Below are 21,828 nucleotides of genomic sequence, written 5' to 3'. Positions count from 1 at the left end.
TCAGGCTAGCGTGACGCTCGTTTTTGGGCGCAACACCAGCGTGACGCTTGGTGTGTCGCGGACGTAGGCTCAGCGATGGAGCGCCGGTCGATCAAGGAGGACGGGAATGACCCCAACCGAGCGTCCGACCACCATGTGCGAGGCGTTCCAGCGCAGCGCCGCGATCGATCCGGATGCCATCGCACTCCGGACGCCGGGGGGCGCCCAGACGCTGACCTGGAGAGAGTATGCCGACCAGGTGCGGCAGGTAGCCGGCGGCCTCGCGGGGCTGGGGGTGGGACGCGGGGACACCGTTTCGCTGATGATGGCCAACCGGGTCGAGTTCTACCCACTCGAAGTCGGCGCGCAACACGTTGGCGCCACTTCGTTCTCGGTGTACAACACGTTGCCCGCCGAACAGTTGACCTATGTGTTCGACAACGCTGGCACCAAGGTCGTGATCTGCGAGGAGCAATACGTCGACCGCATCCGTGCTAGCGGCGCACCCATCGAGCACATCGTCTGCATCGACGGCGCGCCGGAGGGCACCATGTCGGTGCAGGAGCTGTACGCGGCCGCACCGGACGACTTCGATTTCGAGGCGACATGGGCAGCAGTGCAGCCCGATGACGTGGTGACCCTGATCTACACGTCCGGTACCACCGGGAACCCCAAAGGGGTCGAGATGACCCACGTCAACCTGCTGTTCGAGGGGTTCGCCATCGAGGAGGTGTTCGGCATTCAGTTCGGTGACCGGGTTACCTCCTTCCTCCCGACCGCGCACATCGCCGACCGGATGACCGGCCTGTATCTGCAGGAGATGTTCGGCACCCAGGTCACCGCGGTGGCCGACGGACGGGCGATCGTCTTCGCCCTGCCCGATGTGCGACCCACCGTGTGGGGCGCGGTGCCGCGGGTCTGGGAGAAGCTCAAGGCCGGCATCGAATTCACGATCAGCCACGAGACCGATGAGATGAAGAAACAGGCCCTGATCTGGGCGATGTCAGTGGCCGCCAAGCGCGCAGAGGCCATGCTTGCGGATGAACCGATGTCAGCCGAGGTGGTCGACGAATGGACCAAGGCCGACGAGTTGGTGCTGTCGAAGTTGCGCGAACGGCTGGGATTCGGCGAACTCCGGTGGGCGGTCTCAGGAGCGGCGCCGATCCCCAAGGAGACTTTGGGATTCTTCTGCGGTATCGGCATTCCGATAACGGAGATCTGGGGAATGTCCGAGCTGAGTTGCGTTGCCACCGCCAGCCATCCGCGCGATGCGCGACTGGGTAGCGTCGGCAAGCTGCTGCCCGGATTGGAAGGCAAGATCGCCGATGACGGCGAGTACCTGGTTCGCGGTCCGCTAGTGATGAAGGGCTACCGCAAAGAAGCCGCCAAGACCGCGGAGGCCATCGACGAGGATGGCTGGTTGCACACCGGTGACATCTTCGATGTCGATGCGGACGGCTACCTGCGGGTGGTGGATCGCAAGAAGGAGCTGATCATCAACGCGGCCGGAAACTACATGTCGCCGGCAAACATTGAGAACACCATCTTGGCGGCCTGTCCGATGGTGGGCGTGCTGATCGCGATCGGTGACGGTCGTCCGTACAACACTGCGCTGCTGGTCTTCGATGCCGACTCGGTGGGGCCCTACGCGGCCCAGCACGGGATTTCGGATGCGTCGCCGGCCGCGCTTGCCGCTGACCCAGCAGTGATTGCCCGGATCGCCGCGGGCGTGGTCGAAGGCAACGCCAAACTATCGCGGGTGGAACAGATCAAGCGCTTCCGCATATTGCCGACACTGTGGGAACCCGGGGGAGACGAGATAACGCTGACCATGAAGCTCAAGCGCCGGCCGATCGTGACGAAATACGCGGCCGAGATCGAAGAACTCTATGCGGCCAAGCCGGGACCTCACGTCCACGAACCCGCGTCCGCGGCAACGGTACAACCGGCGTGATGAAGGGGCCACTGATGACTGCGCGCGAGGTTGGTCGGGTCGGAGCGCGAAAGCTGTTGCAGCGCAGTGGGATTATCGATGAATCGATATCGCCGCTGTCGACTGACGCGGCCGAGGTCGCTGAGCTGATGAGTGCCCCATGGTATGACGAGCGGCTTGCCAAGCTGGCCGCCGAACTCGGGCGCGATCCCGACGGGGTGCGTGCGGAGGCCGCGGGGTATCTCCGCGAGATGGCGGCCACGCTCGATGAGCGCGCAGTGCAGGCCTGGCGCGGTTTCAGTCGTTGGCTGATGCGGGCCTACGACGTGCTGGTCGACGAAGATCAGATCGCCCAGCTGCGCAAGCTGGACCGCAAGGCGACGTTGGCGTTCGCCTTCTCGCATCGCTCCTACCTGGACGGCATGCTGCTTCCGGAAGTGATTCAGGCCAATCGGCTCTCGCCGGCGCTGACGTTCGGTGGTGCGAATCTGAACTTCTTTCCAATGGGTGCCTGGGCCAAGCGGACCGGTGCGATTTTCATCCGGCGCCAGACCAAAGACATTCCGGTTTATCGCTTTGTGCTGCGGGCCTACGCCGCACAGTTGGTGCAGAACCATGCGAATCTGACCTGGTCGATCGAGGGTGGGCGGACCAGGACGGGCAAGTTGCGGCCGCCGGTATGCGGCATCCTGCGCTACATCGCCGACGCGGTCGATGAAATCGACGGTCCCGAGGTGTATTTGGTGCCCACGTCCATCGTGTACGACCAGTTGCACGAGGTTGAGGCCATGACGACCGAGGCCTACGGTGCGGTGAAGCGGCCCGAAGACCTGCGATTCCTGGTCCGGTTGGCTCGCCAGCAGGGGGAGCGCCTCGGACGTGCGTACCTGGACTTCGGTGAGCCATTGCCGCTGCGCAAGCGGCTGGAAGAACTGCGTACCGACGAATCGGGGACCGGGACCGAAATAGAACGCATTGCCCTGGATGTGGAGCACCGGATCAACCGGGCCACCCCGGTGACACCCACCGCGGTGGTAAGTCTCGCGCTGTTGGGCGCGGATCGGTCATTGTCGATCAGCGAAGTGCTGGCCACGGTGCGCCCGCTGGCGAGCTACATCGCCGCCCGCAACTGGGCGGTGGCCGGTGCGGCCGACCTGACCAACCGTTCGACGATCCGATGGACCTTGCACCAGATGGTGGCCTCCGGGGTCGTGCGGGTTTATGACGCTGGTACCGAAGCCGTGTGGGGTATCGGCGAAGATCAACACCTCGTCGCCGCGTTCTATCGCAACACCGCGATCCACATTCTGGTTGATCGCGCCATCGCTGAGATGGCGTTGCTTGCCGCCGCCGAGATATCGGTGATGTCGGCGGATAGCTCGGTTGCACCGGCGACGGTGCGCGACGAGGCGTTGCGGCTGCGTGAGTTGCTGAAGTTCGAGTTCTTATTCTCGGCGCGCGCGCAGTTCGAGAAGGACCTGGCCGACGAGGTGCGCCTGATCGGGCCGGTGGAAGACATCACCAAGGCCGTCAACACGGCCGATGTCCGCGAACTGCTGGAATCGGCCGACTTGCTGCTGGCGCATTTGGTGTTGCGTCCGTTCCTGGACGCCTATCACATCGTCGCCGATCGACTGGCCGCCCTCGAGGATGAGTCGTTCGACGAAGAGGCCTTCCTGGCCGAATGTCTGGATGTCGGTAAGCAGTGGGAGTTGCAGCGCCGCATCGCCAACGCCGAGTCGAGGTCGATGGAACTTTTCAAGACCGCGCTGCGGCTTGCTCGCCATCGCGAGCTGGTGGATGGGGCCGATTTTGCGGACATTTCTCGGCGCCGGCGACAGTTCGCGGACGAGGTCGCTACGGCGACACGACGGGTTAACACGATCGCCGAGTTGGCCAGGACGCGCTGAACCGCGACTAGTCGATGTTCTTGGCGATCATCTTGAGCGCCACCGCAACGACGACCCCGACGGCGGTCGCACCCAGAACGGACGGTGCCGCGCTGCTGGTGATCGCGCCGACAAGCACGACGGTGACCAGCCCGGCTATCACGGCAAACAGCTTGTGCCGAGGCCAGGGCACGCCCGCGATCAGCACATCGCCTCGGTTCGCGGCGGCGAACGTCGAGAATCGTTCTGCCGTGGTCATGGATTCAGCCTACCCCACTCTGATTTTCGGGTCACCGAAGATTTGGTGTCGGCGGCGCTGATCGCGGCGGGGTGCGGGGGCGCACGGCCTAGAGTGGTGCGTATGCCGCTAGAAGGTGAATACGCACCCAGCCCACTCGACTGGTCTCGTGAACAGGCCGACAAATACTTGGAATCGGGTGGTACCGAGGGCACACAGTTACAAGGGAAACCGGTAGTGCTACTGACCACCGTCGGGGCCAAGAGCGGCAAACTGCGCAAGACCCCGCTGATGCGCGTCGAGCACAACGGGGAGTATGCGATCGTCGCATCGCTGGGTGGGGCCCCCAAAAACCCGGTTTGGTACTACAACGTCGTGCAGAATCCTCGAGTCGAGCTTCAGGACGGCACTGTCATCCGCGACTATGACGCTCGTGAGGTGTTCGATCACGAGAAGTCGATTTGGTGGGAACGGGCTGTAGGGGTGTGGCCGGACTACGCCGAATACCAGAAAAAGACCGACCGTCAGATTCCAGTTTTTGTGCTGACGCCGGTGAGCTGAGTTGCTTATTGGTCGGCATGGCACCATTGACCGGTGTCCGCCGAACTGAGTCAGACTCCAAGCAGGTCGCCGCTGTCTGCGGCTGATATCGACAACGCTGCTGAGCGGATCGCCCCCGTCATTACCCCCACCCCGCTGCAGCTGTGCGAGCGGTTGTCCGACATCACCGGCGCGACGGTCTACCTCAAGCGCGAGGACTTGCAGATCGTACGGTCCTACAAGTTGCGCGGCGCCTATAACCTGCTGGTTCAGCTAACGGCCGAGGAGCTGGCCGCGGGCGTGGTGTGCTCTTCGGCGGGCAACCACGCACAAGGCTTCGCTTTCGCCTGCAAAACCCTGGGTGTGCGCGGTCGGGTTTATGTACCGGCCAAGACGCCCAAACAGAAGCGGGATCGCATCCGCTACCACGGTGGAGAGTTCATCGACCTGATCGTTGGTGGGGAGACCTACGATCTTGCCGCCGTCGCGGCTCGTGAGGATGTCGAACGTACCGGTGCGACTCTCGTGCCGCCCTACGATGACCTGCGCACGATGGCCGGACAGGGCACCATCGCCGTCGAACTGCTCGCCGAACTCGATGCGGAGCCCGACCTGGTGGTGGTCCCGGTCGGTGGTGGCGGCTGCATCGCCGGCATCACCTCCTACCTGGCGGAGCGGACGACCAAGACGGCGGTGCTGGGCATCGAGCCCGCTGGGGCCGCCGCAATGATGGCTGCGCTGGCAGCGGGTGAACCGGTCACGCTGGACCATGTTGACCAATTCGTCGACGGCGCGGCGGTGAATCGGGCGGGGGCGCTGCCCTATGCGGCATTGTCCGCGGCCGGCGACATGGTGTCGATCACCACCGTTGACGAAGGTGCGGTCTGCACGGCGATGCTTGACCTCTATCAGCACGAGGGCATCATCGCCGAACCCGCGGGAGCATTGTCGGTCGCGGGATTGCTGGAAGCCGATATCGAACCCGGATCGACCGTGGTGTGCCTGATCTCGGGGGGCAACAACGACGTCTCCCGCTACGGGGAGATCCTGGAGCGTTCGCTGGTGCACCTGGGCCTCAAGCACTACTTCTTGGTGGACTTCCCACAAGAACCCGGCGCGTTGCGACGATTCCTCGACGAGGTGCTTGGTCCCAACGACGACATCACCTTGTTCGAGTACGTCAAGCGCAACAACCGGGAAACCGGTGAGGCGCTGGTCGGTGTCGAGCTGGGGTCTGCGGCGAATCTCGATGGCCTGCTGGCTCGGATGCGTGAGACCGAAGTTCACGTGGAACCCCTTGCCCCGGGTTCGCCGGCATACCGGTACCTCCTGTAACCGCAGCCCGGCGCGGGGGCGGCGCGGTCACCGCAGATAGGCCGGCAGTGGGGTAGCGGGGTCTAGATCCGCGGCGGGCTCCGGGGTTCCGGCCCTGAGCGCTGTGGTGGCGGCTAGTTCACGCGGGTTCGGGCCCCGGCAGTCCGCGGCGCGCCCGGCTTGGATGTGGTCGAGTAGCGCATGCAAGGCCAGCAGCTTCTCGTCCGGGTCTTTCACCACACGCGCGGTGCCCAACACCATCACCGAGCGGTAGTTCAGGGAATGGTGCATTGCCGAGCGGGCCAGCACCAGCCCGTCCACGAGGGTGACGGTGATGCAGAGGGGCAGTTCGGCGACCCTTGCCGCGAGCATTGGGCCGCTGCCGGTGGACCCATGGATGTAGAGCGTTTCGCCGCGGCGTGTGTGGGTGGTTGGCAAGACCACCGGCTCGCCGTCCCGGATGTATCCCAAGTGGCAGATCAAGGCCTCATCGAGGATTCGATGGACGGTCTCGCTGTCGTAGCGTGCTCGCTCCCGGTAGCGGGTGGGAGTGGTGCGTGCCGTCGGGCCGTAGGAAGTGGTCATGTGGTTGCCCGTTCAATATGTACTAGTGCATACTAGTAACTATGCCAGTACAATATAGGATAGCGGGTGGTGGCGCCGAGTCCATAGCGGCCAGCATTGAATCGGCCATCTCCCAGGGCGGCTTGGCGCCCGGCGACGCTCTGCCGTCGATCCGCGAAGTCGCCGGTCAGCTGGGTGTGAATCCCAACACCGTGGCCGCGGCCTACCGCCTGTTGCGTGATCGCGGGACGGTCGAAACCGCGGGACGGCGCGGGACCAGGGTGCGCGACCGGCCGGCATCCACGCCCCGGTCCTCGCTTGACCTTGGGGTGCCTGCCGGCGCGCGAGATCTCTCGACCGGCAACCCGGCCCCCGAGCTATTGCCGCTGGCCGCCGTCGGATGGCCGGACGGTTCGGTGCTGCCGTTGCTCTACGGTGCTCCGGCAATGTCAGCGGAGCTGGTCGACTACGCTCGAGCCGCTTTGGCGGCCGACGGTGTAGCGGCCGACCATCTCGCGGTGACCAACGGTGCGCTGGACGGTATCGAGCGAGCGCTGAGCGCGAATCTGCGCCCGGGGGACCGGGTTGCCGTCGAGGACCCGGGCTGGGCAAACCTCCTGGATCTCCTTGCCGCACTTGGGCTTCCCGTTGAGCCGATGGGCGTCGACGACGACGGTCCGCTGGTTGCTGACCTGCAGCGGGCGCTGGGCCGCGGGGTGAGGGCGGTCGTGGTCACCAGTCGCGCGCAAAACCCAACCGGAGCGGCGCTGTCGGCGGCCCGGGCCGAGGAGCTGCGTGAGGTGTTGAGCCAGGGTGCTGAGGAGGTGCTGCTGGTTGAGGACGATCATTGCGCCGGCATCGCCGGCGTACCCCTGCACACCCTGGCCGGGGCGACGCAGCACTGGGCCTTCGTCCGGTCGGCGGCCAAGGCCTATGGGCCGGATCTACGGCTTGCCGTGTTGGCCGGGGACCAGCGCACGGTCGAGCGGGTGCACGGGCGGCTGCGCCTAGGGCCGGGCTGGGTGAGCCACATTCTGCAGGATCTCGCCGTGCGGCTCTTCGCTGACGATGCCGCTACCGGGCTGGTTCGCCAGGCGCAGGAGCGCTACGCAGACGCCCGCGGCCGGTTGTGCGCCGCGCTGTCCGTCCGCGGTGTCGCCGCACATGGCCGGTCTGGGCTCAATGTCTGGATTCCCGTCCCCGACGAAACCGCGGCGATTACCCGCCTGCTGAACCGGGGTTGGGCCGCTGCGCCGGGCGCGCGGTTCCGGATCCGTAGCGCGCCGGGGATACGGGTCACCATTGCGGGTCTAAGCGCCGAAGAGATCGAGCCTCTTGCCGATGCGATTGCCGAGGCGATACAGCGCACCGGGCGCCCCACCGTCTAGCGGCGACGACGCTCAGGCGGGCTCGGCGGGCGCCGTCGATTGGTCACAGCGCAGCACCGCAACCGAATGCCCGGCTAGTTCGGTGCCGGAGTCGCTGGTGTTCGGCTCACCCCAACCCAGCACCAGCGCACCGGATAGCGGCACCGTCGTCGCCTCGGTACCGAGATTGCGCGCAATGCCAAACCGGCCGCGGCGCATGATGATCCAGCTCTGCTGGTCGTCATAGTCGATCACCGGGTGGTCCAGCCACGGATCGGCCAGGTCGGTCTCGTGGTGTCGCAACGCGATCAGATCGCGGTAGAAGCGCAGTAGCTGGGCATGCTCGCCTGAATCGCCTTCGCCCCAAACCAGTTTGGAGCGCAGAAAAGTCTGCGGATCTTGGGGATCGGGGATTTCGTCGGCATCCCATCCGTGCTCGGCGAACTCCGCGTTGCGTCCCTGCGCGGTGGCAACCGCCAACTCGGGCTCGGGGTGCGAGCTGAAGAACTGAAAAGGACTGCTGGCCCCCCATTCCTCGCCCATGAACAGCATCGCCGTGTAGGGCGAACCGAGTACCAATGCGGCTTTGATGGCCAGCTGGCCGCTGGTCAGGTTTTGTGAAGGGCGGTCGCCAAGCGCACGATTGCCGATCTGATCATGGGTGCAGGTGTAGGCGAGCAGACGGGTGGCCGGAATCGTGGCCGTGTCCAGCGGACGTCCGTGGCGGCGGCGCCGGAACGACGAATAGGTACCGGCGTGGAAGAAGCCCCGACGAAGTGTGTGTGCCAGCGTGGCCATCGAATCGGAATTGGCGCCGAAGTCCGCATAGTAACCCTGGCGTTCCCCGGAAACCGCTGTGTGAATCGCGTGATGGATGTCGTCGTCCCATTGCGCGGTGATCCCGTAGCCACCACCATCGCGCGGGGTGATCAGCCGCGGATCGTTGAGGTCGCTCTCGGCGACCAGCGACAGCGGGCGACCGACTTGCTTTGACAGCCAGTCGGTCTCGGTGGCAGTTCTTCGAGGATGGGTACTGCGGTGGTGTCCACCAACGCGTGGACGGCGTCCAGCCGCAGACCGTCGGCATGGAATTCGCGCATCCAGCGCAGCGCGACGCCGATGATGTAGCGGCGAACCTCGTCCGAGTCGGCGTCGGCGATATTGATGCCTTCCCCCCCACGGGTTGCTCGCCGAGGACAGGTAAGGCCCGAATCGGGGCAGATAGTTTCCCGAAGGCCCGAGATGGTTGAACACCGCATCGATCAGCACTCCCAGACCGCGCGCATGGCAAGCGTCGACGAACCGGACCAGTCCGGCGGGGCCGCCGTAGGGCTCGTGGACGCTGTACCAGAGCACACCGTCATATCCCCAGCCGTGAGTGCCGGCAAAGGAGTTCACCGGCATCAGCTCGACGAAGTCGATCCCGAGATCGACTAGGTAGTCCAGCTTCTCGATGGCGGAGTCAAATGTGCCCGCGGCGGTGAAGGTGCCGACATGCAGCTCGTAGATCACCGCGCCGGTCACGGAGCGACCGGCCCAGGCGCCGTCGGTCCAGGTGGCCGCGGCGGGGTTCCACAGCTGGGAGCGGGCGTGCACCCCATCGGGCTGGCGGGCAGATCTGGGGTCGGGCAGCACCTTGGGGTCATCGTCGAGCAGAAATCCGTAGCGGGCAGCTGGCGCAGTCTCGATCGCGGTGTGCCACCAGCCGTCGTCGGTGCGCCTCATCGGGTACACGCCGCCCTCGACATCTAGCCGCACCAATTCGGGCTTGGGCGCCCACACCCGGAATTCAGTCATGCTTGGCGCTCCAACAGGACGACGGGCAGCTCAGAGAACAGTTCGGCGGCAGGTGCCGGCCCGCTTGCCAAGGCGCCGGTGAGAGTGTCGGTCCAGGACCCCTCGGGCAACGGCAATACCGTGTCATCCCAGCCATTTTCTTGCAGTCCTACCGTCCAGCGGGTCACCGCGACCAGGATGTCCTCGCCACGGCGAAACGCCACGATGTGATCTTCGGCGGTGCCACTGGCAAGCACCGGAATGTAGGCGCCGCGCAGGAAGCACTCCGGGTGGGAACGCCGCATTCGAAGGGCCGTGCTTACGACCCGGATCTTGGGATGCCGCAACTCTCGCAGCGCGGCTCGGCGGGCGGCGTAGTCGACGGGGCGCCGGTTGTCCGGATCGACCAGGCTGTCCTCCCACAGCTCGGTGCCTTGATAAACGTCGGGTATCCCGGGCACGGTCAGTGCGAGCAGCTTCTGGCCCAGCGCGTCACTGGCGGCATGGGGATTGAGGTGATTCACGAGTTGGGTCAGCTGCCCGGCCACCGGACCATCCAGGACAGCGTCCAGCCACCGGTGTACCGCGTCTTCGAAAGTGGAGTCCGGGTCGTTCCAGCTGGTGTGCCAAGCCGCTTCCCGAATCGCTTTCTCCGCGTAGCTGTGCAGCCGGTCGCGCAGCTGCTCGCTGACTTCCCCGGTGACCGGCCAGACGCCGAAGATGTTCTGCCACAGGAACTGTCCCGTTGCTCGGTCAGGGGAGGGGGCTTGGCTTTCGGCGCGGGCGACGAATTCGGCCCATAGTGACGGAACCTGGGACAACACGCTGATTCTCGCTCGCACGTCTTCGCCGCGTTTGGTGTCGTGGGTGGTCAACGTCGTCATGGTCTGCGGCCACATCCGGGTGCGGGTGGCCGCATTGTGATGAAACTCTGCGGCGCTGACTCCAAACCGGTGCGGCTCGCCACCCACCTCGTTGAGTGACACCAGCCGGGCGTCTCGGTAGAACAAGCAGTCCTCGACGGCCTTGGCGGTCACCGCGCCGCACAGTTGCTGCAGCCGGTTGGCGGGTTCGCCGCCGTGGGCCAAAGCCATCGCCACCAGCTGCAGCGGCGGGCCTAATTCGGGTGCCGCAATACAGGTTTCGGCGATCGCGGTCGGCATGATCGAGGCCAGCCCGGGGTAGTCGCAGCGGTAGACGCCGATATGGGTAAGCAACGCGGCCACCGCCTCACCCAGCAGCGGATGATCCCGGCCGGCCGTTGCGGCAATGCTTCGTCTCAACCGGCTCAATTCGCTGGACAGGGTGTCGGTTGTCGCCCGGATCTTGAGATCGGCCAACAGTGCCGCCATGGCCTGGTAGTCCACGTCGGCGGACTCGACCAGCGCGGTGAGCTCTGCCGCTCCGGCCGGGTCGGCGAAGAGTCCGCCGAGTTCTCGTAGCGCGTCATAGCCCGTTGTGCCGTCCACCGGCAGCGTGGGCTCCAACGCCTCGTCGGCGGCCAGGATCTTCTCGATCACAATCCAGGCCTGCTGGCCGACCAGTTCGCGCAGCCATTGCAGATAGCCGCAGGGATCGGACAGCCCATCGGGGTGGTCGATACGAAGACCATCGACGAGTTCGTCGGCGAACCAACGTGCGATCTCGACATGGCTGGCATCGAAAACCGCGCGATCCTCTTGGCGTAGCCCGGCCAACGAGGTGATCGAGAAAAACCGGCGATAACCGCACAGGCCGCGTCGCCAGCCCACCAATCGGTAGTGCTGGCGCTCATGCACCTCGGCTCCGGTGCCGGTACCGGTACCCGCAGCGATGGGGAATGCCAGCGAGCCCAGCCGCAGCAGGTCCCCGTCGACCAACAGGTCGGCCACGTCTGCGTCAGAACCCAGCACCGGCAGCACGATTCGACCGTGCTCGTCGAGATCCCAGTCGATGTCGAAATACCCCGCATACTCGGAGTTGCGGCCGTGGCGCAGCACATCCCACCACCACATGTTCTGTTGCGGCCGATCGACACCCACGTGGTTGGGCACGATGTCCACAATCAGGCCCATGCCGCGAGCCCGCGCCGCCGCGGATAGCCGCGCCAAGCCGTCGAGGCCGCCGAGCTCGGCTGACACCGTGGTCGGGTCGGTGACGTCATAGCCGTGGGAGGACCCCGCTACGGCGGTCAGGATAGGGGACAGGTAAAGATGGGAAACACCAAGCTCGCTGAGGTAATCCAGCACATTCTCGGCGTCTGCGAAAGTAAATCCGAATCCGCTTGATGGGCCGCGCAGCTGTAGTCGGTAGGTGGACAGGACGGGAAAGCCCATGGGCTACGCGGTCTTACGCAGCAAGATCAGCGAACGGCCGGGCACAGATACGGTGTCTTCGGCCTTCACCACCGCGTCGGCATCGCCGGCTGGATGGTTGGTGTCCAGCTCCACCGTCCATTCGTTGGCATAGTCATCGTGCGGCATGACGAACTCCACCGTTTCGTCATGGGCGTTGAAGCACAACAGAAATGAGTCGTCAACGACTCGTTCACCGCGGGCGTTGGGTGCGGTGATCGCCTCACCGTTGAGGAACACCGCAACGCACTTGTGGAAGCTGCGGTTCCAATCGTCGTGCAACATCTCCTGGCCGCTCGGGGTCAGCCAGGCGATGTCTCGCACCTCGTCGCCGGTTCGGATCGGCTCACCCTCGAAAAACCGTCGCCGACGAAAGACCGGATGGTTTCTGCGCAACGTGGTCACCTTTCGGGCGAATGCCAGCAGGTCGGCATTCGCTTCAACCAATGACCAGTCCATCCACGATATTTCGGAGTCCTGGCAGTAGACATTGTTGTTGCCCTGTTGGGTGCGCCCGATTTCGTCGCCATGGGCAATCATCGGTGTGCCCTGGCTGACCATCAAGGTGGCCCAGAAGTTGCGCATTTGGCGGTAGCGCAGCGCCACGATGTCGGGATCGTCGGTGGGGCCCTCGATGCCGCAGTTCCAGGAGCGGTTGTGACTTTCCCCGTCACGATTGTCTTCGCCGTTGGCGCTGTTGTGCTTTTCGTTGTAAGAGACCAGGTCGTTGAGGGTGAACCCATCATGAGCGGTGACGAAGTTGATGCTGGCGCTCGGCCGTCGACCGGTCGCCTCATAGAGATCCGACGACCCGGTCAGCCGGGAAGCGAATTCGCCAAGGGTTGCGGGCTCGCCCCGCCAGTAGTCACGCACAGTATCGCGGTATTTCCCGTTCCACTCCGTCCACAAACCGGGAAAGTTGCCGACCTGGTAGCCACCTTCGCCGACGTCCCACGGCTCGGCGATCAACTTGACCTGGCTGACCACCGGATCCTGCTGCACCAGGTCGAAAAACGCGCTCAGTCGGTCCACGTCGTGCAACTCGCGGGCCAAAGTCGCGGCCAGGTCGAAACGGAATCCGTCGACGTGCATCTCGATTACCCAGTAGCGCAGCGAGTCCATGATCAGCTGCAGCACGTGGGGGTGGCGGGCGTTGAGGCTGTTGCCGGTGCCGGTGTAGTCCTTGTACCAGCGCAGGTCGGAGTCAACCAGCCGGTAGTACGCGGAGTTGTCGATACCGCGGAAGTTGATCGTTGGGCCGAGGCGATTGCCTTCGGCGGTGTGGTTGTACACGACGTCGAGGATGACCTCGATGCCTGCTTCGTGCAGGCTGCGCACCATGGACTTGAACTCTCCCACCGCGCTGCCGGCTTGGCGGTTGGCTGCGTATTGGTTGTGCGGGGCGAAGAATCCAAAGGTGTTGTAGCCCCAGTAGTTCCGTAGGCCTAGGTCCAGCAGTCGCGAGTCGTGCATGAATTGGTGCACCGGCATCAGTTCGATGGTGGTGACATTGAGGGACTTCAGGTGGTCGATGATCGCCGGGTGGGCCAGCCCAGCGTAGGTGCCGCGAAGTTCCTCGGGGATGTCCGGATGGGTCTGGTTCATGCCTTTGACGTGGGCTTCGTAGATGACGGTCTCGTGGTAGGGAATCATCGGAGCCCGGTCATAACCCCAGTCGAAGAACGGGTTGATCACCACACTTGTCATGGTGGAGCCCAGGGAGTCGACCATGGGAGGGATACCGGGGTCGGCCGAGCCCAGGTCGACAGTCTTCATGTCATAGGAGAACAGCGCCTGCCCGAAGGTGAAATCGCCGTCGAACGCCTTCCCGTACGGGTCGAGCAGCAGCTTGCTCGGGTCACAGCGGTGCCCGGCCGCGGGGTCGAATGGCCCGTAGACCCGAAAGCCGTAGCGCTGGCCGGGGCTGATGTTGGGGAGATAGGCGTGCCAGACGTATCCGTCGACCTCCTCGAGAGAGATCCGCGATTCGCTATCGTCGTCGGCGATCAGGCAGAGCTCGACCCGGTCGGCGATTTCGGAAAAGAGCGAAAAGTTGGTGCCGGCGCCGTCATAGGTGGCTCCCAGTGGATACGCGCTGCCCGGCCATACGGTGGGCAGCGGAGGTGGCGTTACGCCAGAGTCCACGGCGTTGTTCGGCGACATCGTATGACCTTATCCGCGTTGGGGGTTGGTCCGCGTATTTCGCGCTGACAAGCCCGGCGCCCTGTCGGGCCGGCGCGGCCGGACAGGCGAGGGCGGATCTCACCACCAGCCGGTGATTGCTGCGATCTGCCGCCCGAGTTCGGGGGCCATGGTGCGGGCATAGGTGGGTGTCATGTGGTGAGCGTCACGGTAGATCAGCACATTTCCCTCGACCGCGCGACAGTAGTCGGGCCGACATATCGCGTCTGACATGTCGATCGGTTTGAGGTTCGGGAACCGGTCTACGAAATCCAACGTGGTGTTGTAGTCCGACAGCAGTTCAGAGCGCTTGATTCCGCAGGACTGCGCATCGCCCCCCTTGGCCAGGCAGTCCGCCGGTTTGAACGGCTGGCCGTCCTTGACCATCCAGGGGGTGTCCCGAACCGCGAGGACGGGAATGTTGTTGTCGGCAAATGTTTGCCAGATACCGATGTAGGTGGCCGGCATGACGTCGCCCGGCTTGATGTTCCACGGCCGTGTCGACGTGGTGAACACATAGTCGGGACGGTCGGTGACCAGTTTCTCCATCGTCTTCTGCACCCACTCGCGGCACTGCGGGTACGGGGCGTTGTTGCCCATGATCAGCGGGACTTCTTCGGTGGACAGCGGGCAGCCCATCTTGAGGTACGTCACCACCTTGAAGTGATGCAGACGCCCGAGTAGATCCAGTGCCGGAAGCCAATGTTCGGCGTGCGAACCTCCGGCGAGCGCGATGGTCCGGGAAGCGTCCACATCGCCGTAGGTGCAATTAACCAGCGCCGGATTGACGAAGTCACTGATGCAGCCGTCTCGAGTGGAAGCGGGAAAGTCGCCTTTGGCTTCGAACACGGTGGGGCGCATCCGCAGTTTGGGCACCCGGACATGGTCGGTCAGGGCACGTGCTCCGGGATAGTCGTTGGCGCTGAGTCCCCGGAGCTCTTTGCCGGAGGCGCGTTCGACGATCACGTGCTCTCGCCAGGTGAACGACGTAGCGGTCAGGGTGACGCCCAGCAACACCACGACCGACCCCATCGCGATGGTCGGCCGGCGCAACCGGAGCTGCCAGGGAATCGCTTGCGTCTTGACTGCGGCGGCGGTGCCCGACGGCGCGCGATACCGCAATGGGTCTTCGACGTGGCGAGTGGTCAGAAATGCCAATACTCCCGATACCAGCAGTATCGCTGCACCCTCGATGAAATTTGCGTGCCGGTGGCCGGTGTAGGAGAGCCAGAAGATCAGCAGCGGCCAGTGCCATAGGTACAGCGAGTAGGCCATCGCGCCGAGCGTCACCAGTGGCCCGGCGGCCAGCAGTCGATTGGGTAGCGGAAGACGGTCGCGGGTGCTCGGATGGGCCTGCCGGTTGGCCCCAGCCATGATCATCAGCATCGCGGCGCCGACTGGTACCAACGCCCATGGGCCAGGAAATTCTTTGACGCCGTTGATCAGGGCGCCGCACGACAGGACTATCGCCAACCCCACGGTGGCCGCGATGGTGCGCAGCCACATCGGCCAGCGAATGTAGGGCACCAGCGCACCCACCAGCGCCCCCAGGAGCAGCTCCCAGGCCCGCGCAAAGCTGTTGTAGTACGCGGTCGGCTGGTAGGCCTGGTGGGCGATGATCGCATAAACAAAGGACGCGATCGTGAGCGCGCTGAGCAGCACCACGAACATGGTCCGCAGATGGGTGCCGAGCAGACGCCGGAACAAAAAGGTGCACCCGGCGATCAAAAGCAGGAAGGCCAGATAGAACTGGCCCTGCACCGACATCGACCAGATGTGCTGTAGCGGGCTGACCGCTTCGCCGGCGCGCAGGTAGTCCGCGGCAGAGTTGGCCAGTTCCCAGTTCTGGTAGTAGCCCAGACTGGCCAGGCTCTGGTCGGCGAACGCTTCCCATCGGGTCTGCGGTTGAACCAGGATGGTGAGCAACGCACAGGCGGCTAGGACCACGACCATGGCCGGCAGCAGCCGGCGGATCAGCCGGATCAGCTCAGTTATCGGTGAGAGCTTCAGACTCGGATTCAGGGCGGTGCGCAGAATCTTGCCGCCGAAAAAGAACCCCGATAGCGCCAAGAAGACGTCCACTCCGCCGGAAACCCGGCCGAACCAAACGTGGAATATGGCTACGAGGGCGATCGCGATACCGCGCAAACCGTCCAGATCATGGCGGTAAAAGCCGGTTTTTCGGGTCCCCATAGCGACCGGCGCCGCGGCGGCGGTCGGTGATGTGGGCGGTGTCAGCGTCTGCATGGTCGACTGACAATTTACCGAAAAGCCACCTGCTTCCCTCGCTGAGCAGCGATGTCAGCGAGAGATGCAGGTGGCGTGGGTTGGGAACTACTCAGGTTGACGGTCGGTTACCGCGCGGTGGTGGCCGGAGCCGGCTGCAGCGGCACCAACTGTGTCGGTGCCTGCTGAACTGGGGATTGCTGGGTCGGCAGCTGTTGCAGGGGGACTTGTTGGGTCGGCGCCTGGCGGGTCGGTGCCTGCAGCGGTGCCTGCTGAGTCGGCAACTGTTGGGCGGGTGCCTGTTGCAGTGGTGCCTGCTGAGTCGGCACCTGCTGAGTCGGCACCTGCTGCAGCGGTGCCTGTCGAAGCGGGGTCTGCGGCAGCGGTGTCTGCTGCATCGGCGCTTGCGAAGCGCCGATGATCCGGACTAGGTAAGGCATCATGTCGGTGGTGCGTACCGGCGAGACCTGCACGACGTCGCCCACCTCCAACATCTGCCCGTTTCCGAGGTACATCGCCACGCTCTGGGTGCCCTCGGGGCCGTAGAAGAGCAGGTCGGCCTTGCGGGCCTGCTGCGGCAGGACCTTCTGGCCGACTTTGTACATCTCACCGGAGGAGCGCGGCAGCTTGATCCCAGCGCCGGCGTAGGCGTATTGGATCAACCCCGATGCGTCGAATCCGACGGTGTAGATGCCCGTCCCCTTGCCGCGGGACGGACCCGTGATACCGCCGCCGGCCCAGGAGAACGGCACGCCGCGCTGCGAAAGTCCGCGCGCGACCACGACGTCGGTTGCCTGCTGGTAGTCCACCGGCCGGACACTGGGGTCGGCGGCCGCGATGCCCGGGGCGGCCGCCATCGGGGCCGCCATCATCACCAAACCGATCGCGAAGGCGTAGATGCGTTTCATCGGGATTCCAATCTCCTAGGCTCTCCCAGGCCCTCTGGTGGGCCTCCTGTGCCTCAGCGCGGTGACTTCGCGCGTCCGCCGCTGTTCCATGACTCACGCGATGGCCGCTACGTCGAGACCTAACGCCGTTGCATGACAGTTGGAAACGTGAACCAGTCGGTTAGGTCGCTGTATTCACATCAGTCACTACAGCCACTTTGACAACGGATGTGTTCGCTCGCCAGGTCCCCAGGTCATTTTTTGTCTTAACGTGACCGGACGGTGACTGTGCTGGTCAGCGGCCTATCGGCGGTTGTGATTTCGGTCTCAGCAGCCTTGCTGGCCGCGCTCGGGGAACCGTGTCGGTCAGTGCCAGTAGGTTTCACTGAAGCCGGTCAGCGCGTACCCGATCACCGAAGTGACCGTGATGACGGCGATGGCGATGATCGGCCAGAAGGACATGTACCAGCCCTTCACCATGGAAACCAGCGGGCCGATCACGGCTGCGGCCACGGCCGCGCCGATGCCGCCCCACATGACCGGATAGATGTAGTAGTTGACGGCGAATGGCACAGGGGGGCAGTCCTCGGAAATGCACACGTTCTGGGAGAAGGCGAATAGCTGCGACGGCCAACTGGTCGTGGTCACCACAACCAGTAGCGCGCCCAAGAACGCGACCGTGAGGATCACATCCAGTGGAGCAATGCGCAGCGTGAGGATCTGCGGTGGCCGATCCTCGGTGTGGTCGGGGATCGGCGTTGCGTCGGTATCTGAACCGGTCGTGTGGTCGTGCTGGTTCGGCAAAGCCATGTCATGCATGCTTCCCGATGTCCGGGCTTTGTGCGACCCGCAGCCGCGTGGGCCCAGGTGCGGCCGCGTTCGGCTCGGTTACCCTCGGATTCCATGTCTGCCGCCGACACATCGAGGGGCGGTTTGACGCCCGAGCAAATCGGTGCGATCGATGCCGCCAACGTGTGGCACCCCTACAGCACCATTGGCACCACGGCCGCACCCAACCTGGTAGTGGTCTCGGCTCGCGGCGCCTGGCTGACCTTGATCCACGACGGCCAGCCGATCGAGGTGCTCGACGCGATGAGCTCCTGGTGGACCTCGGTCCACGGGCATGGGCACCCAGTGCTGGACGCGGCCGTGAGCGCCCAGGTGGGCACGATGAGCCACGTCATGTTCGGTGGGTTGACCCACGAACCGGCGGCCAGGCTGGCCAAACTGCTCGTCGATATCACCCCGGCCGGTTTGGAAACGGTCTTTTTCAGTGACTCCGGATCGGTGGCGGTAGAAGTCGCGGTGAAGATGGCGTTGCAGTATTGGCGCAGTCGTGGCCGGCCGGGAAAGCACCGCCTGATGACCTGGCGCGGCGGCTACCACGGCGACACTTTCACGCCGATGAGCGTCTGCGACCCCGAGGGCGGGATGCACTCGCTATGGACCGACATCCTGGCCCGGCAAGTGTTCGCGCCGCACGTGCCTCACGATTACGACCCCGCCTACAGCGCGGCGTTCGAAGCGCAACTGGCACAGCATGCCGCCGAATTGGCGGCCGTCGTCGTCGAACCGGTGGTGCAAGGAGCGGGCGGGATGCGCTTCCACGACCCGCGCTATCTGGCTGACCTGCGAGATTTCTGTCGGCGCCATGAGGTGCTCTTGATCTTCGACGAGATCGCCACCGGCTTCGGCCGCACCGGCGAACTCTTCGCTGCCGACCATGCCGGGGTGAGCCCGGACATCATGTGCGTCGGCAAGGCGCTCACCGGTGGTTATCTCAGTCTGGCCGCCACGTTGTGCACGACGGACATCGCGCACACCATCAGCGCCGGTGCGGCCGGCGCGCTGATGCACGGACCGACCTTCATGGCGAATCCGCTGGCCTGCGCGGTGTCGGTGGCCAGCGTCGAGCTGCTGCTCGAACAGGACTGGCGAGGCACGGTCGCCGGGATCGCTTCCGGTTTGACCACCGGACTCGAACCCGCTCGGGCATTGCCAGGGGTGACCGACGTGCGGGTACGCGGCGCGATCGGCGTGATCGAATGCGACCGACCGGTCAATTTGTCTGTCGCCACCCCAGTTGCCCTAGAGCACGGTGTCTGGCTGCGTCCGTTTCGCAACCTGGTCTACGCGATGCCGCCATACATCTGCGCCCCGGATGAGATCGCGCAGATCAGCTCCGCGATGGTCGAGGTCGCGCGTCTCGTAGGCTGAAGGCTCATGGGCGCCCCCACACAGATTCCGATTGAGACGTCGCCACTGGCCTGGCTGGACGCTGTCGAACGGCAGCGCCGCGATGCTGGGCTGCGTCGCTCGCTGCGCCCGCGTCCTCCCGTCGGTACCGAGTTGGACCTTGCGTCCAACGATTACCTGGGGCTGTCCCAGCACCCCGACGTGATTGAAGGCGGTGTCCAGGCACTGCGCATCTGGGGCGCAGGCGCCACCGGTTCGCGCCTGGTCACCGGCGACACCGAGCTGCACCAGCAGTTGGAAGCCGAACTCGCCGAATACGTCGGCGCTGCCGCGGGCCTGTTGTTTTCGTCGGGCTACACGGCGAACTTGGGAGCCGTCGTCGGTCTGTCCGGGCCGGGTTCGCTTTTGGTCTCCGATGCGTACTCGCACGCGTCCCTGGTGGACGCCTGCCGCCTTTCGCGCGCTCGGGTGGTCGTGACGCCGCACCGCGACGTTGCTGCGGTGGACGCGGCGCTGGCCTCGCGCGACGAGCAACGGGCCATGGTCATCACCGACTCGGTGTTCAGCGCCGACGGCACCTTGGCCCCGCTTCGTGAGTTGCTCGCCGCCTGCCGCCGGCACCGGGCCCTGCTCGTCATCGACGAGGCGCACGGACTGGGCGTTCGCGGTGGCGGGCGCGGGCTGTTGCACGAGCTGGGGCTGGCGGGTGCGCCCGATGTGGTGCTGACCACGACGCTGTCGAAAGCTCTCGGCAGCCAGGGCGGTGCCGTTCTGGGGCCGGCCGCGGTGCGTGCGCACCTCATCGATGCGGCCCGGCCGTTCATCTTCGACACCGGTTTGGCGCCGGCCGCAGTGGGCGCGGCGCGGGCCGCGCTGGGTGTGCTCAAGTCCGAGCAGTGGCGGCCCGGCGCGGTGTTGCAGAACGCCCGTGAACTCGCCGACATCTGCGACGTGCCCGAGACGCCGCAGTCCGCGGTGGTGTCGGTGTTGCTGGGCGACCCGGAGGTGGCGCTGGCCGCCGCGGCGGCCTGTCTGGACGCCGGTGTCAAGGTGGGGTGCTTCCGGCCCCCGACGGTGCCCGCCGGGACATCACGGCTGAGACTGACGGCGCGCGCGTCGTTGAGTCCTGACGAGATGGAGCTGGCCCGGCGGGTGCTGACCGACGTTCTTCTCGGCCCTGCCGCGGCACGCCGTTGACCGTCCTGTGCGTCACCGGCACCTGCACCGGGGTCGGCAAGACGGTCGTCACCGCGGCGCTGGCGTCCCAGGCGAACCAAGCGGGTATCGACGTGGTTGTGTGCAAACCCGTTCAGACTGGCACCGGCAACGGCGACGACGATCTGGCCGAGATAGGTCGGCTATCCGGGGTAACCGAGCTGGTCGGCTTGGCGCGTTACCCGTTGCCGATGGCGCCTGTCGCGGCGGCGGAGCAGTCCGGGCAGCCGCTGCCCAGCCGCGATCAGTTGGTGCAGCACATTCGGGGTCTGGACCGTCCGGGCCGGTTGACGCTCGTCGAAGGTGCAGGCGGATTGCTCGTCGAGCTCGCCGACTCCGGCGGCACGCTGCGGGACCTCGCCGTCGATCTGGGTGCCGCCATGTTGGTGGTGGTCGCCGCGGGACTGGGCACGCTCAATCACACTGCATTGACCCTGGAAGCGCTTGCGGCGCAGAAGGTTTCATGCTCCGGTCTGGTGCTCGGCAGTTGGCCGGCGCATCCCGGATTGGTGGAATCCTCGAATCGGGACGCCCTGGCTCGCTTGGCTCCCATGCGGGCCGTGCTTTCCGCCGGAGCCGCGCAGCTCAGCGTTGCGGACTTCGCGGTCATGAGTGCGGGCGCGTTCGACCGCGAATGGGTAGCCACGTTGGTCGGTTGAGATGGTGCATTCGATCGAGCTGGTCTTTGACCGCGACACCGAGGCCGCGGTCCGCCGCATCTGGGAGGAGCTGGCCGGTGCCGGGATCCCCAGCCAGGCGCCGGCGAGCCGTCCGCACGTGACAATGGCCGTCGCCGATCGGATCAGCTCCGAGGTGGACGAGCTGCTGAGCCCGGTTGCCGCAACACTTCCCCTGAGTTGTGCGATCGGTGCGCCGGTCTTGTTCGGCCGGGCAAGTGTGGTCTTCGCACGCCTGCAGTGCCAACAGTCGAGCTGTTGGCACTGCACTCCGAGGTACACCGGTTGTGTGCGCCCTATCTGGACCCGGCGCCGATGCCGAATAGCCTGCCCGGGCATTGGACCGGCCATGTCACCCTGGCCCGGCGGGTCGGTGGGGCCCAGCTGGGGCGGGCATTGCGGATTGCCGGCCGCCCCGCACAAATCAATGGCAGTTTCGCCGGCCTGCGCCGCTGGGACGGGAACAAACGCGCTGAGCAACCGATCACATGACGGTGCTCAGCACGGTGAAAT

The 21,828-nt window shown here is 65.2% G+C and carries 15 protein-coding genes and 2 pseudogenes; 9 read left to right on the top strand and 8 right to left on the bottom strand.

The window, feature by feature from the left end; all coding sequences use genetic code 11:
- Nucleotides 1-106 precede the first annotated feature (106 nt).
- Together fadD11 and SHTP_RS14575 are read left to right on the top strand one after the other, a co-directional pair.
- Nucleotides 107-1,933 (top strand): fatty acid--CoA ligase FadD11, encoded by a 1,827-nt coding sequence (gene fadD11, locus SHTP_RS14580; RefSeq protein WP_096370974.1) that lies wholly within the window; start codon nucleotides 107-109, stop codon nucleotides 1,931-1,933.
- 14 nt (nucleotides 1,934-1,947) lie between these two features.
- Nucleotides 1,948-3,822, top strand: a complete 1,875-nt coding sequence (locus SHTP_RS14575) for a lysophospholipid acyltransferase (protein ID WP_096372481.1) — start codon at nucleotides 1,948-1,950, stop codon at nucleotides 3,820-3,822.
- 7 nt (nucleotides 3,823-3,829) lie between these two features.
- Here the strand turns inward: SHTP_RS14575 and SHTP_RS14570 are convergent, their stop codons facing one another.
- A complete protein-coding gene (locus SHTP_RS14570) occupies nucleotides 3,830-4,060 on the bottom strand; it encodes a hypothetical protein (RefSeq protein WP_011739679.1) in 231 nt (76 codons plus the stop codon).
- Nucleotides 4,061-4,162: 102 nt separating this feature from the next.
- On the opposite strand from SHTP_RS14570, the gene SHTP_RS14565 reads away from it, so the two are divergent.
- Both SHTP_RS14565 and ilvA read left to right on the top strand, forming a co-directional pair.
- The gene (locus SHTP_RS14565) at nucleotides 4,163-4,600 is read left to right on the top strand and encodes a nitroreductase family deazaflavin-dependent oxidoreductase (RefSeq protein ID WP_036449830.1); all 438 of its coding nucleotides are present in this window, start codon (nucleotides 4,163-4,165) and stop codon (nucleotides 4,598-4,600) included.
- 33 nt (nucleotides 4,601-4,633) lie between these two features.
- Nucleotides 4,634-5,914 carry a threonine ammonia-lyase gene (ilvA, locus tag SHTP_RS14560; protein ID WP_096370973.1) on the top strand — a complete coding sequence of 427 codons (1,281 nt, stop codon included), beginning with the start codon at nucleotides 4,634-4,636 and terminating at the stop codon, nucleotides 5,912-5,914.
- Nucleotides 5,915-5,941: 27 nt separating this feature from the next.
- Here ilvA and SHTP_RS14555 read toward each other — a convergent pair whose 3' ends face one another.
- Nucleotides 5,942-6,478, bottom strand: a complete 537-nt coding sequence (locus tag SHTP_RS14555; RefSeq protein WP_096370972.1) for a pyridoxamine 5'-phosphate oxidase family protein — start codon at nucleotides 6,476-6,478, stop codon at nucleotides 5,942-5,944.
- Between the two features lie 41 nt (nucleotides 6,479-6,519).
- Between SHTP_RS14555 and SHTP_RS14550 the strand changes: the two genes are divergently transcribed.
- Nucleotides 6,520-7,845, top strand: a complete 1,326-nt coding sequence (locus tag SHTP_RS14550) for an aminotransferase class I/II-fold pyridoxal phosphate-dependent enzyme (protein ID WP_096370971.1) — start codon at nucleotides 6,520-6,522, stop codon at nucleotides 7,843-7,845.
- A 12-nt stretch (nucleotides 7,846-7,857) separates the two neighbouring features.
- Here SHTP_RS14550 and treZ read toward each other — a convergent pair.
- From treZ to SHTP_RS28175, 6 genes and pseudogenes are all read right to left on the bottom strand, one after another.
- Nucleotides 7,858-9,621 (bottom strand): annotated as a pseudogene (treZ, locus tag SHTP_RS14545) (malto-oligosyltrehalose trehalohydrolase).
- On the bottom strand, nucleotides 9,618-11,915 hold the full coding sequence (gene treY, locus SHTP_RS14540) for a malto-oligosyltrehalose synthase (protein WP_096370970.1): 2,298 nt from the start codon (nucleotides 11,913-11,915) through the stop codon (nucleotides 9,618-9,620). Before treY ends, treZ begins: the two are co-directional and overlap by 4 nt.
- A gap of 3 nt (nucleotides 11,916-11,918) precedes the next feature.
- Nucleotides 11,919-14,096 (bottom strand): glycogen debranching protein GlgX, encoded by a 2,178-nt coding sequence (gene glgX / locus SHTP_RS14535; protein ID WP_096370969.1) that lies wholly within the window; start codon nucleotides 14,094-14,096, stop codon nucleotides 11,919-11,921.
- 99 nt (nucleotides 14,097-14,195) lie between these two features.
- Nucleotides 14,196-16,361, bottom strand: a complete 2,166-nt coding sequence (locus SHTP_RS14530) for an acetyltransferase SucT (protein ID WP_020725057.1) — start codon at nucleotides 16,359-16,361, stop codon at nucleotides 14,196-14,198.
- A gap of 107 nt (nucleotides 16,362-16,468) precedes the next feature.
- Nucleotides 16,469-17,248, bottom strand: coding sequence for an NlpC/P60 family peptidoglycan-binding protein RipD (ripD, locus tag SHTP_RS14525; protein ID WP_096370968.1), 780 nt, complete (start codon nucleotides 17,246-17,248; stop codon nucleotides 16,469-16,471).
- 345 nt (nucleotides 17,249-17,593) lie between these two features.
- A complete protein-coding gene (locus tag SHTP_RS28175; RefSeq protein WP_012394130.1) occupies nucleotides 17,594-18,037 on the bottom strand; it encodes a hypothetical protein in 444 nt (147 codons plus the stop codon).
- Nucleotides 18,038-18,130: 93 nt separating this feature from the next.
- On the opposite strand from SHTP_RS28175, the gene SHTP_RS14515 reads away from it, so the two are divergent.
- From SHTP_RS14515 to SHTP_RS14500, 4 genes and pseudogenes are all read left to right on the top strand, one after another.
- Nucleotides 18,131-19,444: an adenosylmethionine--8-amino-7-oxononanoate transaminase gene (locus SHTP_RS14515; protein WP_015356014.1), complete on the top strand. Its 1,314-nt coding sequence runs from the start codon at nucleotides 18,131-18,133 to the stop codon at nucleotides 19,442-19,444.
- A gap of 6 nt (nucleotides 19,445-19,450) precedes the next feature.
- A complete protein-coding gene (locus SHTP_RS14510; RefSeq protein WP_096370967.1) occupies nucleotides 19,451-20,620 on the top strand; it encodes an 8-amino-7-oxononanoate synthase in 1,170 nt (389 codons plus the stop codon).
- Nucleotides 20,617-21,297: a dethiobiotin synthase gene (gene bioD / locus SHTP_RS14505; protein WP_096370966.1), complete on the top strand. Its 681-nt coding sequence runs from the start codon at nucleotides 20,617-20,619 to the stop codon at nucleotides 21,295-21,297. The genes SHTP_RS14510 and bioD overlap by 4 nt, the downstream gene beginning before the upstream one ends.
- A gap of 1 nt (nucleotide 21,298) precedes the next feature.
- Nucleotides 21,299-21,807 (top strand): annotated as a pseudogene (locus SHTP_RS14500) (2'-5' RNA ligase family protein).
- The last annotated feature ends 21 nt before the right edge of the window (nucleotides 21,808-21,828 follow it).

It is taken from the genome of Mycobacterium ulcerans subsp. shinshuense, from assembly GCF_002355775.1.
In the GTDB taxonomy this organism is placed as follows: Bacteria; Actinomycetota; Actinomycetes; order Mycobacteriales; family Mycobacteriaceae; genus Mycobacterium; species Mycobacterium marinum.
This window is presented reverse-complemented; position numbering and strand designations above follow the sequence as displayed.

Bases quoted from the DNA above. Each gene is read 5' to 3' on its own strand.
- fadD11 (WP_096370974.1), top strand. From the start codon at position 107: ATGACCCCAACCGAGCGTCCGACCACCATGTGCGAGGCGTTCCAGCGC.
- SHTP_RS14575 (WP_096372481.1), top strand. From the start codon at position 1,948: ATGACTGCGCGCGAGGTTGGTCGGGTCGGAGCGCGAAAGCTGTTGCAG.
- SHTP_RS14570 (WP_011739679.1), bottom strand. From the start codon at position 4,060: ATGACCACGGCAGAACGATTCTCGACGTTCGCCGCCGCGAACCGAGGC.
- SHTP_RS14565 (WP_036449830.1), top strand. From the start codon at position 4,163: ATGCCGCTAGAAGGTGAATACGCACCCAGCCCACTCGACTGGTCTCGT.
- SHTP_RS14555 (WP_096370972.1), bottom strand. From the start codon at position 6,478: ATGACCACTTCCTACGGCCCGACGGCACGCACCACTCCCACCCGCTAC.
- SHTP_RS14550 (WP_096370971.1), top strand. From the start codon at position 6,520: ATGCCAGTACAATATAGGATAGCGGGTGGTGGCGCCGAGTCCATAGCG.
- treY (WP_096370970.1), bottom strand. From the start codon at position 11,915: ATGGGCTTTCCCGTCCTGTCCACCTACCGACTACAGCTGCGCGGCCCA.
- glgX (WP_096370969.1), bottom strand. From the start codon at position 14,096: ATGTCGCCGAACAACGCCGTGGACTCTGGCGTAACGCCACCTCCGCTG.
- SHTP_RS14530 (WP_020725057.1), bottom strand. From the start codon at position 16,361: ATGCAGACGCTGACACCGCCCACATCACCGACCGCCGCCGCGGCGCCG.
- ripD (WP_096370968.1), bottom strand. From the start codon at position 17,248: ATGAAACGCATCTACGCCTTCGCGATCGGTTTGGTGATGATGGCGGCC.
- SHTP_RS28175 (WP_012394130.1), bottom strand. From the start codon at position 18,037: ATGGCTTTGCCGAACCAGCACGACCACACGACCGGTTCAGATACCGAC.
- SHTP_RS14515 (WP_015356014.1), top strand. From the start codon at position 18,131: ATGTCTGCCGCCGACACATCGAGGGGCGGTTTGACGCCCGAGCAAATC.
- SHTP_RS14510 (WP_096370967.1), top strand. From the start codon at position 19,451: ATGGGCGCCCCCACACAGATTCCGATTGAGACGTCGCCACTGGCCTGG.